The following is a 14,290-nucleotide window of genomic DNA, read 5'->3' on the forward strand; positions in this document are numbered from 1 at the left end:
ATGTAAGACAGGAGGTGTCTGTATGCACAGTTATCTGCGTTCAATTGGTTTTTCCGATATAAAAAACAGAAGGCAATTGACTCCGATCACAAAAGAAATCATTGCCTATCCAACAACAAGAAATATTATAACTGTTGATGCAGACACACGTCTTGTCCAACTGACCAAAGACTTTGGAGAAGGCTTTGGCATTTCACTTGTTGGTGAAATGGATATCGACAACACAGTTTCATTTGAATATTACTTTCCTTATGTTCGCAGTTCTTCCGTAATGAATCAGGAACGCATCTATATAGAAAAGCACGGAGATAAAGAATCTTTTGCCGGTGTATGTGAGGATTATAATCTCGGCATGACACTTATCTTCTTTCTTACCAATGTTTCCGACTATGCAAATACAAAATGGATGAACTACTCCAACCATCTGATCAATAAGGCTTATATGTCCGGTCTGTCTACAAATGGTAAGATCATACTTGATATAGAACAGCTTCCACCATCAACAAAAGAACACAATCATTCTTCTGCTAACCGAAACAAGTTAATTGAAGCTGCCAGACAAGGTGATCGCACCGCAATGGAAAGTCTTACGTTGGATGACATGGATATCTATACACAGGTAAACCGTCGGTCACATTATGAAGACATTCTTTCTATTGTAGAAACAAATTTCATGCCATATGGTATTGAGACAGAACATTATTCTATTATAGGAAATATTCTGGACTACACCTTATGTAAGAATGATTATACAAATGATAATGTCTATCTTCTGAACGTGGAAACAAATGAAATGCTTATGACCATAGCCATTAATGAAAAAGATCTTCTCGGGCTACCGGCTCCGGGGCGCCGTTTTAAAGGTGAAATCTGGCTGCAGGGAAATGTCATTTTTTAAAAATTGACATTTCTAATATTCTTAGGTATCATAGTAATGTTAGGGTTTCTATAAAGTTTAACTCGTCTGCATTTGTAGCTCAGCAGGATAGAGCGTCCGCCTCCTAAGCGGAAGGCCGTGGGTTCGAATCCCGCCAGGTGCATTTTTTATGAAATTCTTATATTTTAAATTATTTTCAGAATTTCATAGATGTAAATTAATTAATTTGAAAGTATACGACAGTTATTTTCATATAACAAATCAAAGGATCAATACACATGAACTATATCGTAATGGATCTTGAGTGGAATCAAAGTTATTCCGGTCATATCGGAGAACATCCCCGAATGCCTTTTGAAATTATCGAAATTGGTGCAGTTAAAGTAGATAAGAACTATCGCATCATTGATGAATATTCCAGTTTGATAAAACCCCGGATCTATAAAAAATTACATTCAAAAATCAGAACCATTTTAAATTATGATGAAACGGATCTGGCAAAAGGAAGAGGATTTAAAGAAGTCTGTACGGAATTTCTGGAATGGTGCGGTAAAGATTATATCTTTTGTACCTGGGGTCCCATGGATCTTACCGAATTACAGACAAATATGGCTTTCTACTATATGGACAAGCTTCCTCGTCCTTTGAAATTTTTAAATCTTCAGCAGATATATGCAAACATGGTCGATCCAACCGGTTCTACCGTCAGTAAACTGGAAAAAGCAGTTGCAGATTTTAATATACCGGAAGATGAACCTTTTCATTCTGCTGTAAACGATGCCAGATATACCGCTCTTGTTTTAAAAGAGATGCATCCAAGAAATTTGAAAGATTTATACAGCTTCGATCTGTATATTCATCCTACAAAAAAGGAAGAGGAAATTGTAGCCATACATAATAATCAGTATGAATACATTACAAGAGAATTTTCAAGCAAGCAGGAAGCAATGGACGATGAAGATATTACCTGTATAAGATGCTACAAATGTAACAAGAAGATCAATAAGAGGCTTGAATGGTTTTCAAACAGTCCGTCTTCTTACATCTGTGCAGGGAAATGCTGGCACCATGGTTATTTCAGTGGAAAGATAAAATTTAAACCACTTGATAACGGAAAATACTATGTTGTTAAAACAATTAAACCAATAGATAAAAACGGTGTTGAAGCTATCAAACAAAAACAGACAGAAATTCGAGAGAGACGTAAAGAAAAACGGCACACTCGTGCTACAAGATAATATTCTAACATTTGATAATAAAACGAACAGATCATTTTTCTGTATATTTTCCTAATAAAAATGGAGCAGGTTTACAAATACCTGCTCCATTTTTATATAATGTCTTTCATTGATATTATATATTTTTCATATTATATATTTTCATTTCTACTATACTTTTTTATTTTTCTTTCATTCCAAGAGGCTTCTTTGTCGCTGTTCCTGCTTTTCTTGGATACTCCTCCGGTGTTGCTGCTATCTTCTTCACGAAGACAAAACAACGTTCCATATCCGTATCAGGTATCGTTGTATGGAAGATATTCTCTACCTGTCCTCCAAGGATACGAATGGCTTTCTTTCCTGCATGGATCTCTTCATCCAGTCCGGATGCCTTATATGGAATAAAATATCCACCTGTCTTAACAAATGGCATACAAAATTCCGATAAAGAAGAAAGATTGGCAACTGCCCTTGATACCGCAAGATCATACTTCTCACGATACTGTACATTTCTTCCCCCATCCTCAGCTCTGCTGTGAACAGCTTCTATATCATCCAGCTCAAGCGTGCGGATAACTTCATTTAAAAACTTTACACGCTTATTCAGGGAATCCATCAAAGTTACCTTTAATCCCGGAAATGCGATCTTAAGTGGTATTCCGGGAAATCCTGCTCCGGTCCCTACATCTATGACTGATAAAGATTCATCCAACTTTTTATATTTTGCAAGTAGAAGACTATCTACAAAATGCTTTATAATGACATCTTCCTTCTCTATGATGGCTGTCAGATTCATAACCTTATTCCACTCTACCAGAAGCTCATAATATTTCTGAAACTGTTCTAACTGATGATCACTTAATTCAATATCTATCTTCTTTGCTACTTCATATAGTCGATCCATATTTATGGTATCCTTTCTATATATTTCTGAACATATATATTACATCTCATATTATATGCTTTCAAAAATAACACTTACCTACAGATAATTTTATATTATCTTCATATCTGCTTTTTTATTTATTTTCAGACTCTACGCCATGCTGCTTCATCTTCAGATAAACCAGCAGCACAGATATATCTGCCGGTGATACACCGGAGATTCTGGATGCCTGACCGATATTTTCCGGCTTGATATCCTTTAACTTCTGTCTGGCTTCTTTTCGAAGATTCGATACATCATCATAATTCAGATCAGCCGGGATCATTCTCTTTTCCAGCTTCTTAAACTGATGTACCTGTTCCGTCTGTCTCTTGATATATCCTTCATACTTGATCGATATATCAATTTGTTCGATCACATCCGCAGGCAACGGCTGTCTCTCAGAATCGATCGGTGCAATCTTCTCATAAGAAAGCTCCGGTCTGCGGATCAGCTCTGCAAGACTTACTGCTGTCTTTAACTCTGTTGTTTCCATAGAACGCAAGAATTCCTGAATCTTACTGTTTCCGCCAACCATCGTTTCAGTTAAACGCTTTGTTTCTTCTTCGATCATTGTACGTTTCTGACAGAATTTCTCATATCTCTCATCGTCGATCAGCCCGATTTCATGACCTATATCGGTCAGTCGAAGATCCGCGTTATCCTGTCTTAACAGCAGACGATATTCTGCTCTGGAAGTCATCATTCGGTATGGTTCTTTTGTCTCCTTTGTAACCAGATCATCGATCAACACACCTATATAAGCCTGTGAACGATCCAGTACAACAGGCTCTTTTCCAAGCACCTTTCTGGCTGCATTGATACCGGCCATAAGTCCCTGTGCTGCCGCTTCCTCATAACCGGAGCTTCCATTTAACTGACCTGCTCCAAATAAGCCTTCCACATCCTTAAATTCCAGTGAATGCTTCAGATTGATCGCACTGATACAATCATACTCAATCGCATAAGCATTTCTTACGATCCTGACATTCTCAAGTCCTTTCATGCTCCGAATCATCTTATACTGAACATCCTCCGGGAGAGAGCTGGACATTCCGCCCATATACATCTCATTTGTAAATTCACCCTCCGGCTCTATAAAAATCTGATGTCTCGTCTTATCCGGAAACTTCATAACCTTGTCCTCGATCGAAGGGCAGTATCTAGGTCCTGTACCTTCGATCACACCGGAAAACAATGGAGAACGGTTGATATTCTCACGAATGATCTCATGTGTTTCCTCATTTGTATAACAAAGCCAGCAGGATACCTGATCCCTCTTGATATCTTCTTCTGTATTTGTAAATGAAAATGGAACGATATGCTCATCACCCTTTTGTTCCTCCATCTGAGAGAAATCAATCGTTCTCTTATCCAGTCTTGCAGGTGTACCTGTCTTAAACCGGCGGATACCGATTCCGGCTTCTTTCATGGAATCCGACAAATGATTGGCTGCCATAAGTCCATTTGGTCCTGTATGATTTACGACATCTCCATAGATACATCTTGCTTTCAGATAAGTACCTGTACAGAGAACAACTGCCTTTGCATAATAGGTTGCACCGGAAAATGTCTTAACACCCTTAACCACGCCGTCTATTACCATCAGCTCTGATACCTCAGCCTGACGTAATACCAGATGATCGGTATTCTCTAATGTATGTTTCATTGTACGGGAATAATTTGACTTATCTGCCTGCGCTCGAAGAGAATGAACAGCAGGTCCTTTTGATGCATTTAACATTTTGGACTGAATATAAGTCTTATCAATATTCTTTCCCATCTCCCCGCCGAGTGCATCCAGTTCTCTTACCAGGTGTCCTTTCGAGCTTCCACCTACGTTTGGATTACAGGGCATCATGGCTACACTGTCCATACTAACTGTAAAAAGAATCGTTTCAAGTCCAAGCCGAGCAGAAGCAAGTGCAGCTTCACAGCCTGCATGACCGGCCCCCACAACTACCACATCATAATTTTCTTCAACCACTGGCATTTATCCATCCTCCTATTTACCCATGCAGAATTCTTCAAATATCTTATCTGCAAGATCATCTCTGTTCGTTTCTCCTATAATAAGCCCCAGATGTTCATAAGCATCCATCAGGTCAATTGAGAAGAAATCCTCCTCCATACCCATATCAATGCTTTCTCTTACCTTTAAAAGACTTTCTTCGGTCTTCATCAGTTCTTCTTTATGTCTCGCATTTGTAATGTACAACTGGTCATTATAATCCAATTCTCCGGAAAAGAATTTGTCATTTAACAGATCATATAACTTTTCTTTTCCATCTCCTGTAGAAGCAGATAATTCTACGATATCACAACCAAGCTCGCATGTTATCCACATTTTATCCACAACTGTTTGTAAGTCGTTTTTATTCATAACGGCAATGACATTCTTGCCCTTAATCTCTGATATTATCTGCTTATCGTTGTCATCTAACGGTACAGATCCATCGATCACATATAAGATCAGATCTGCCTGTGATGCAAATTTCAGTGCTTTATCCACACCCATCTTTTCCACAATATCTTCTGTATCGCGAATACCTGCTGTATCCACAATGTTCAGTATAATACCATTTATGTTGACAACTTCTTCTAATGTATCTCTTGTCGTTCCTGCAATATCCGTAACGATTGCTCTGTTTTCTCCCAAAAACATGTTGAGAAGTGAGGATTTTCCGGCATTAGGCTTACCAACGATAACAGTCTTGATTCCCTCTTTTAATATTCTTCCGTTATCAAAAGTTCGCAGTAATTTATCCACATCATCACCCAATTTATCCACAATTGTTTGTAGTTTTTGTGGATAACCATCCAGACTGTAATGTTCCGGATCATCAAGTGCCGATTCTATAAACGCTACATTATATAAAATCTGTTCTCTCATATCTACGATCTGATTCTTCAGATCACCACGCAGCTGCATAAGAGAAGATTTCACCGCAAAGTCATTCTTCGCACTGATCAGATCCATAACTGATTCTGCCTGTGACAGATCGATCCTTCCATTTAAGAATGCCCTTTTGGTAAATTCTCCCGGTTCTGCAAGTCTTGCACCATTTTTAATTACTGCAGCAAGTACATTTCTTAATACAACCATTCCTCCATGACACTGCAGTTCACACACATCCTCACATGTATAAGTATGCGGAGCACGCATCAGAAGCAGAATACCTTCATCCAGCTCTTTATCGCCATCATATACCTGTCCAAATGCTGCCGTGTAGCTTTTCATGCTTTCTATTTTTTTTTCTTTATTTGCCGGTCTGAACACCTTTGAAGCGACTTCAACTGCATTCTTACCACTGATCCTTATAATACCAACTCCGGCATTTCCCATACCGGTTGCGATCGCGGCGATCGTATCATTTACAAGCATATGATTTCTCCTGTTTCTATCTGATCAATATTCTACATATCGTTTACTGTCATGACAGATATCATGTATTTTATCTTATCATGTTATTTTATTTATACTAACATACTTTTAGATAATACACCTATACATACTTTTTTTCTATCCCTAAAAAAAATTTCCGGAAGCCGATTCACCAGAGCCGTTACCCTGATTCTTCGTTTTCCGGAAATCATATTTTTTCAGAAATTCATATTTACATATGTTTTTCTGTTTTTATACAAGTATCTGTTAGCAAAATACTTTATTATTTGTTATTTCTGTCGTATTTTTTTAAATATACGATAACCTTACGATATGGCTCTTCACCCTCGCTTCTTGTGGATACATACTTATCATTCTGTAAAGTAGCGTGGATAATTCTTCTCTCATAAGGATTCATTGGTTCAAGTGCAAATGAACGCTTTGTTCTCTTTACCTTGAATGCAATGTTCTTTGCAAGATTTTCAAGAGTTTCTTTTCTTCTTGCTCTGTAATTCTCTGTATCAAGCTTTACTCTGATATAAGAGTCACTCTTCTTGTTTACTGCGAGACTGATCAGATACTGGAGTGCATCTAATGTCTGACCTCTCTTACCGATCAGAATACCCATCTCAGGTCCTTCTACATCGATATCAAGAAGATTGTCTGTCTCATTAAACTCAATCTTAATGTCAGCCTGAATATCCATAGCCTTGAATAATGTTTCAAGATATTCTCTTACATCATCCACAAATGTTTTCTTCTTTCTGGCACTGATGACAAATGGCTTTGAACCGATCAGTCCAAGAAAACCTGTGCTTCCCTCACTGACTACATTATATTCCAGGTCTGTACTGGCACATCCAAGCTCAACACTTGCCTGCATAAGTGCCTCATCTAAAGTTTTACCTTTAAATTCTACAAACTCCATTATTTTTTTCCTCCCTTATCATTACTCTTATTCTGATACTGAAGCATGATATTTGCTTTGGAACCAATACTTCCAGATTTGTAATGAACGTTGTTTTCTGACTGTTTCACTTCATCAACTGTCGGATTCGTATAACTTTTCAGTCTTGAAGATGCCATTCTGTTAATACTTTCAGACTGGGTGCTATCTGAACTTACATTACCATTCTGAGCGTCCATCATTCTTTCATAGAATGACTTCTTACCAGGATGCTTTGCTTCTTTCTTTGCCTGCTTCTTAGCTGCTTTTACTCTACATTTCTCAAGAACTGCTTCTTTATCACACTTCTTATAATAATTGTTGATAATAAGCTGTGTAATAATTGTAATAACAGAACCTATGATCCAGTAAAGACCAATAGCGATTGGCAGATTAATACAGATAAATAATGAGATAAGCGGCATACCGTAAGTCATCATATTCATCATGCTGTTTGCCTGTGCAGCCGTAGGATCATTTGAATTTGTATTGGAAGCACTCATGCTGATTTTTGAAGATACAAACTGCAATACTGCTGACAGGATTGGAACGATCAGTGCTGCTGAAAGCTTCAATCCGGGAGCATCTGCAATATTCATATTAAATAAAAATCTGTTCATATTCTCAAAGTTCTGAATATAATCTGCTTCTTTTCCACTTGTAAATCCAAAAATATCCTGTAACTGTGACCAGTCATATGTGGATATCTTATCCAGTACATCAATTACCTTATTATTTGTAAGATCTCCATTTGATGCAGCCGTCATCATCTGCTTTGAAGCAGTAACTGCTGTAGAAACCTGACCTTCCTTATCTGTTGCAACCGCATTGATAATATCATAATATTTTGCACCGGAATCAAGTCCGATTGCCTGTAACTTGGAAGCATCTATCTTATCGATAGCTACACTCTGCATACTTGTTACAATCGCATCATACTTACCCTTCATATCTTCTACATAAGCAGGAATATTCTGGATAACACGGTACAAACCATAGAATACAGGAAGCTGGATCAGAGTTGGCAGACATCCGGATGTAAGGCTTACACCATACTTCTTCTGGATCTTCTGTGTCTCCTGCTGCTTCTTCATCAGGGATTCCTGATCTGTTTTATTGTTATACTTCTTTGTTGCCTTATTAATCTCCGGCTGGATAAAACTCATAATCTTAGAAGATTTCTGCTGTTTGAAATTCAACGGAAACAAACAAGCTCTTATAAAAAACGTAAATAAGATAACGCAGATACTAAGATTAACATATCCTATTCCCATGCTGTTACTGATAAGCTCGATCAATTTATACATAAGATCGAATATCTTACCGAATAACCAACATATCGGTCCTAAGATCAGACCGTCTTCTACTGTTAGAAACATCTTGTCCTCCTTTATGGAACGGGATCATATCCTCCTTTAGAAAAAGGATTACATCTAAGTATTCTCCATACAGCCAGGAGGCCACCTTTTATCACTCCATACTTTTCCAAAGCTTCGATCGCATATTGTGAACAGGTTGGAAAATACTTGCAGGTAGGATGTCCTTTTAACATGGACAAATACCTTTGATAAAATCTGATTAAACCAATTAACATTCTTTTCATTTTTAATTTTCACCATCTCTGACTAGCGTCAGTTTCTTCAGCCTGAACAGATGCATCATAGCACTTTCTATCTCATGATACCCTTTGTCCTTCGCTGTTGTTCTGGCAACGAACACAATGTCATAACCACTGCGGATACAGTCTTTGTTTAATCGATAAGCTTCTCTAATCAATCTGGTTACCTTGTGTCTCACCACACTGTTACCAACTTTTTTACTAACAGAGATTCCAAGTCTATTGTATTCCAAGCTGTTGGCTCTCAGATACATAACTAAATATTTATTGGCCACCGAATCCTTTGTGTTATAAACACTGCCAAACTCTCTGCTGTTTTTTAACGTAATAAAATTACTCATAACATAACCACCAAATCATTGATTGAAAATTAGAAAAACTAAAAAAGGCCACAACCTTGTGACCTATGCTGATAATTTCTTTCTACCCTTAGCTCGTCTAGCGGCCAGTACCTTTCTGCCATTAGCAGTACTCATTCTCTTTCTGAAACCATGTACTTTTGATCTCTGTCTCTTCTTAGGCTGGAAAGTCATCTTCATATCTATACACCTCCTTTAATTATTATGACCATGATTTATCCACATCCATTCGTTTCCTCTGTTTATAACAGACTCGGACGAACACATGTAGATACCTACAAAGTCCTTGCATATTATAAATAAATAACCACATACAGTCAAGTTTTTTTTGAATATTTCCTTTAAAATCAAGGGTTTTTACACTATAAAATACTTAGTTAGAAAAATGTGATTTTTTATTTTTCAAAAATTGGTGTACATATAATTTTCAAATACAAAATCTTGTGGTTTTTCTTTCTTTTCACATTTATCCATTGATATGTACTTTACCATAATCAATTTACATAATGTTATCCACAAATTGTTAATAACATGTGGATAACATCTGGATTTGTTGTTTTCATTCTTACATAAATCCATATTTTATCTTATTTTTTGATGTTCACAATTTATTAGGTAACATTTTTATTACTTAACATAACAATACTTTTTCATAATTATTATGTAACTTATTTTCAACCTGTTACAAAACGATTTCCATCCATAATGCAAAATGAGTTTCTTCCTATTATATAGAAAATTTTTATCATATGTCTGTCTGAGGGTAATAAAACTTGAAAAAATGGTCATTTTATTATAAGATATAAATACGTGGTTCTATGCCTATAACTCCATAGATACAACGAATGGACTGAAAGGATTTTCATAAAAATGAAAGAATTGATATTATCAAAATGGGACGAGATTCTCTCCCTTCTTGAGACTGAACATGGATTATCCCATATCGTTATTAATACATGGATAAAACCTTTGAAGTTATATTCTGTCGAAGGAAAAAAATTGTATTTCACGATTGACGAGCAGATGGGAGCAAGGGGCATAGAATTTATCAACAAGAAAATGTACGATATGTTTCTGGTTACTTCTATAAGAGAAGTTCTTCAGGATGATTCTATCGAAGTTGTCATTGATCTTGAAAGTAACCTCAAAAACGATTCAAAAGAAATCGTCACATCTGAGGAATACAACGAGGCAATTACAAAAAGCAATCTTTACCCAAAATATACATTTGAAACATTTGTAGTAGGTGAGAGTAACAAACTCGCCCATGCAACATGTCTGGCTGTCGCAGATTCACCGGGACTAGATAAATTCAATCCACTATTCTTATATGGTGGGGCAGGTCTTGGAAAGACACATCTGATGCAGTCGATTGCACATTATATATTACAACATAATAAGAATATGAAAGTTCTCTACGTTCCATCTAACAAATTCACAAATGAGATCGTAGAAGCAATCAAGAAAAATAAGACAGATGAATTTCGGGAAAAATACAGAACCGTCGATGTATTACTTATCGATGATATTCAGTACCTGATTGGTAAAGAGAGTACACAGCAGGAATTCTTTGATACCTTCAATGCACTTCATGATGAAGGTAAGCAGATCATCCTGTCTTCGGATAAACCACCAAAAGAGATCAAGACTCTGGAAGAGCGTTTTCGTTCCAGATTTGAATGGGGTGTACCGATCGATATTCATGCTCCTGATTACGAGACAAGAATGGCGATTCTTAAAAACAAAGTAGAGATGAACGGTTATAAAAATATCAGTGATAACATTCTCGAATATATTGCTAATAATGTTACCTATAATGTAAGAGAACTGGAAGGTGCATTGAACAAGATCAGTGTATATGCCGAACTTGGAAATGTCACAATAACTGAAGATCTTGCAAAGAACATATTAAAAGATATGATATCCAAGGAAACCAATGTAGCTATTACACCTGATCTTATCATTAATACGGTTTCCGAACATTTAAATATAAGTGTAGATGATATCAAATCTTCCAAACGTAGTCAGGATGTTGCAAATGCAAGGCAAATATCCATGTATCTCTGCCGTAAGTTTACAACTAAAGGACTCAAAACAATCGGTGATGTATTTGGAGGAAAAGATCATTCCACTGTATTAAGCAACATAAAGAGAGTAGAGGAAAGAATAGCAAATGATCCTGAATATGCTGAAACCATTGATGTGATCATGAAAAAGCTAAGTCCTCACAGCTGATGTTAATTAAATGTGGATGAATGTATGTAATAGTATTATGAAATGTTAGTATCTGACAATTCATTCAATTCAGACGATTTTTAAATGTTAAAAACCTCCATTAAATTAACATTTAAAAAGAGCCTCATTAACATAGTCACATAATTAGTTTTATTATATTTTATAATGGGTTTTAAGAGTTTCAACAAATCCACACCTACTACTACTATTATTACTACTTTAATTATTAAATATATATATGGAATCAAACCGGGAAAGGAGTTATAAACAAAATGAAGATTTCGTGTATGAAGGGAAAATTGATGCAGGGAATAAGTAATGTATCAAAAGCTGTATCTACAAAAACCACACATCCAATTCTTTCATGTATCTTTATAGAAGCTGAAAATGGAAATATCAAACTTACAGCAAATGACATGGAGATTGGTATTGAATCATATGTTGAAGGAACTGTTATTGAGGAAGGAAAGGTTGCTATCGAAGCAAAACTTTTATCCGATATTGTTCGTAAGTTACCTGACAGCGAGATACATATGGAGACAAATGAAGATTTTAAGACAACTATAAAATGTGAGAAATCATTATTTACAATTGCCGGAAAGTCAGGAGAGGATTTTTCCAGTCTTCCTGTTGTAGAGAAATCTAAATTTATAACTATTTCGCAGTTTACATTGAGAGAAATCATTAACCAGACAATTTTTTCTATTTCAGACAGTGAATACAATAATGTTATGACAGGTGAGTTATTTGAAGTTTCAAATAATCGTCTTCGTGTAGTAGCAATTGATGGTCATAGAATTGCTATTCGTAACGTTGAACTTAAGAATGAAAGTGAAGATGTAAAGGTTATTGTTCCAGGGAAGGCACTCAGTTATATAAGTAAGATTGTAAGTGGTGGAGTAGATGATGATGTAAATATCTACTTTGCAGATAACAATATATTATTTGAATTTGATCGGACAAAGGTTGTATCCCGTCTGGTAGAAGGTGAATTCTTCAGAATCGATAATATGCTAAATGTAGATTATCAGATTAAGTTTACAATCAACAAGAGAGAGTTTCTTGACTGTCTGGATCGTTCTTCTCTTCTGATCAAAGAATCAGATAAGAAGCCTATCAAACTTACGATCGAGGATAATATGTTATATTTGAAGATTGATTCTCTGATAGGTTCCATGAATGAAGAGATTGAGATTCATAAAGAGGGAAACAATATTATCATCGGATTTAATCCAAAGTTTTTAATGGATGCGATCCGTGCAATTGAAGATGATGATATTACAATATATATGAATAATACAAAATCACCTTGCGTAATAAAGGATGAAGAAGAGAGTTATATTTATCTGATTCTTCCAATGGGTATCGGAAGCAGATAATCCGGGATTGGAGATAAGAAAAAATGGAAATAATCAAGCTGAGAGATGAATTTATAAAACTGGGTCAGGCATTAAAGGCAGCCGGTTTTGTAGAGTCAGGAGTAGAAGCAAAAGAGGTTATATCTCAGGGTCTTGTCATCGTAAACGGTGAGATAGAGACCAGAAGAGGAAAAAAACTGTATGATGGAGACGAAGTAGAATTTGATGGAGATAAGATAAGTATCCAGAAATAATTCTATATGTGTGGCTGGTAGATAGTATGTATGTAGAATCACTGAATATTAACAACTATAGAAATTATGATGAATTATTCATCACATTCGATAAGAATACAAATATCTTATATGGTGATAATGCACAGGGAAAGACAAATATATTGGAATCTATCTATATGGCAGCCACAACCAAGTCTCACCGCGGAAGTAAGGATCGGGAAATAATAAAAATAGGCGAAGAAGAGTCACATATACGTCTTTGCATTAAAAAAAGTGATATAAGTCATAGGATAGATATGCATTTGCGTAAAAATAAGAATAAAGGAGTTGCTATAGACGGACTTCCCATCAGACGTACAACAGAACTCTTTGGTTTACTAAATGTGATATTTTTTTCACCGGAGGATTTATCTATCATAAAAAACGGTCCTTCCGAAAGAAGAAGGTTTCTGGATCTGGAATTATGTCAGTTGAGCAGATTATATTATCAGAACCTTTCATCTTATTCGAAAATATTGAATCAGAGAAATAATCTTTTAAAGCAGATTGTCTATAATAAGAGTCTGATGGATACCTTAGATGTATGGAATATCCAGTTAGTAGATTATGGAAAAAAAGTTATAAAAGAAAGACAAAATTTTATAATGATGTTAAATAATCTGATAGGAGAGATTCATTCGAAGCTTACTTCCGGAAAAGAAAAGCTGGAAATTATCTATGATAAGAATGTAAGTGAAGATGAATTTGAAAAGGTACTGGCAGACAAGGTTCATGTTGATCTGAATTATATGAGTACCCAGACAGGACCTCACAGAGATGATATCATGTTTATGATAAATGGAATCGATGCGAGAAGATTCGGATCGCAGGGACAGCAAAGAACAGTTGCTCTTTCCCTTAAAATAGCGGAGATAAAGCTGGTAAAGAATATTATAAATGATAATCCGATATTGCTTTTGGACGATGTTATGTCAGAGCTTGACAGCAGCAGAAGAGAAGCTTTGTTAGAGGAGATCAAAGATATTCAGACAATTATAACCTGTACGGGTTATGATGATTTTATAAAAGAACAAGTAGTGATCAATAATGTGTATCATGTTATAAACGGAACTGTAAAAAAAATATAAGTTTCGT

Annotated in this window: 14 protein-coding genes and 1 tRNA gene; 7 read left to right on the plus strand and 8 right to left on the minus strand. The window is 35.9% G+C overall.

The window, feature by feature from the left end; translation table 11 throughout:
• The first annotated feature begins 22 nt into the window (after positions 1-22).
• The 3 genes from GT641_RS06635 (at position 23) to GT641_RS06645 (ending at position 2,115) form a co-directional block, all read left to right on the plus strand.
• Complete coding sequence (locus GT641_RS06635) at positions 23-898, plus strand: DUF3881 family protein (RefSeq protein WP_008401685.1); 876 nt, start codon at positions 23-25, stop codon at positions 896-898.
• Between the two features lie 68 nt (positions 899-966).
• Positions 967-1,040 (plus strand) — tRNA-Arg (locus GT641_RS06640).
• Positions 1,041-1,155: 115 nt separating this feature from the next.
• Positions 1,156-2,115, plus strand: a complete 960-nt coding sequence (locus tag GT641_RS06645) for a 3'-5' exonuclease (RefSeq protein WP_008401684.1) — start codon at positions 1,156-1,158, stop codon at positions 2,113-2,115.
• Between the two features lie 160 nt (positions 2,116-2,275).
• Here GT641_RS06645 and rsmG read toward each other — a convergent pair whose 3' ends face one another.
• The 8 genes from rsmG to rpmH form a co-directional block, all read right to left on the minus strand.
• Positions 2,276-2,998, minus strand: a complete 723-nt coding sequence (rsmG, locus tag GT641_RS06650) for a 16S rRNA (guanine(527)-N(7))-methyltransferase RsmG (RefSeq protein WP_161117122.1) — start codon at positions 2,996-2,998, stop codon at positions 2,276-2,278.
• 115 nt (positions 2,999-3,113) lie between these two features.
• Positions 3,114-5,012 carry a tRNA uridine-5-carboxymethylaminomethyl(34) synthesis enzyme MnmG gene (gene mnmG, locus GT641_RS06655; RefSeq protein WP_161117123.1) on the minus strand — a complete coding sequence of 633 codons (1,899 nt, stop codon included), beginning with the start codon at positions 5,010-5,012 and terminating at the stop codon, positions 3,114-3,116.
• Positions 5,013-5,024: 12 nt separating this feature from the next.
• Entirely contained in the window at positions 5,025-6,404 is a 1,380-nt protein-coding gene (gene mnmE, locus GT641_RS06660; RefSeq protein ID WP_161117124.1) for a tRNA uridine-5-carboxymethylaminomethyl(34) synthesis GTPase MnmE, read from the minus strand.
• Between the two features lie 283 nt (positions 6,405-6,687).
• Positions 6,688-7,332 (minus strand): RNA-binding cell elongation regulator Jag/EloR, encoded by a 645-nt coding sequence (gene jag / locus GT641_RS06665; RefSeq protein ID WP_118482950.1) that lies wholly within the window; start codon positions 7,330-7,332, stop codon positions 6,688-6,690.
• A complete protein-coding gene (locus GT641_RS06670; RefSeq protein ID WP_161117125.1) occupies positions 7,332-8,729 on the minus strand; it encodes a YidC/Oxa1 family membrane protein insertase in 1,398 nt (465 codons plus the stop codon). The genes jag and GT641_RS06670 overlap by 1 nt, the downstream gene beginning before the upstream one ends.
• A gap of 11 nt (positions 8,730-8,740) precedes the next feature.
• Positions 8,741-8,953 (minus strand): membrane protein insertion efficiency factor YidD, encoded by a 213-nt coding sequence (yidD, locus tag GT641_RS06675; RefSeq protein WP_084770674.1) that lies wholly within the window; start codon positions 8,951-8,953, stop codon positions 8,741-8,743.
• 2 nt (positions 8,954-8,955) lie between these two features.
• Entirely contained in the window at positions 8,956-9,309 is a 354-nt protein-coding gene (rnpA, locus tag GT641_RS06680; RefSeq protein ID WP_008401675.1) for a ribonuclease P protein component, read from the minus strand.
• Between the two features lie 63 nt (positions 9,310-9,372).
• Positions 9,373-9,507 carry a 50S ribosomal protein L34 gene (rpmH, locus tag GT641_RS06685; RefSeq protein WP_004852723.1) on the minus strand — a complete coding sequence of 45 codons (135 nt, stop codon included), beginning with the start codon at positions 9,505-9,507 and terminating at the stop codon, positions 9,373-9,375.
• Between the two features lie 690 nt (positions 9,508-10,197).
• Between rpmH and dnaA the strand changes: the two genes are divergently transcribed.
• The 4 genes from dnaA (at position 10,198) to recF (ending at position 14,283) form a co-directional block, all read left to right on the plus strand.
• Positions 10,198-11,562 (plus strand): chromosomal replication initiator protein DnaA, encoded by a 1,365-nt coding sequence (gene dnaA / locus GT641_RS06690; RefSeq protein WP_008401673.1) that lies wholly within the window; start codon positions 10,198-10,200, stop codon positions 11,560-11,562.
• A gap of 272 nt (positions 11,563-11,834) precedes the next feature.
• Positions 11,835-12,941 carry a DNA polymerase III subunit beta gene (gene dnaN, locus GT641_RS06695; RefSeq protein ID WP_044945529.1) on the plus strand — a complete coding sequence of 369 codons (1,107 nt, stop codon included), beginning with the start codon at positions 11,835-11,837 and terminating at the stop codon, positions 12,939-12,941.
• Between the two features lie 23 nt (positions 12,942-12,964).
• The gene (locus GT641_RS06700) at positions 12,965-13,174 is read left to right on the plus strand and encodes an RNA-binding S4 domain-containing protein (protein ID WP_008401671.1); all 210 of its coding nucleotides are present in this window, start codon (positions 12,965-12,967) and stop codon (positions 13,172-13,174) included.
• 26 nt (positions 13,175-13,200) lie between these two features.
• The gene (gene recF, locus GT641_RS06705; protein WP_008401670.1) at positions 13,201-14,283 is read left to right on the plus strand and encodes a DNA replication/repair protein RecF; all 1,083 of its coding nucleotides are present in this window, start codon (positions 13,201-13,203) and stop codon (positions 14,281-14,283) included.
• The last annotated feature ends 7 nt before the right edge of the window (positions 14,284-14,290 follow it).

The sequence above is a fragment of the Clostridium sp. BIOML-A1 genome (genome assembly GCF_009874105.1).
Taxonomy (GTDB): domain Bacteria; phylum Bacillota; class Clostridia; order Lachnospirales; family Lachnospiraceae; genus Coprococcus.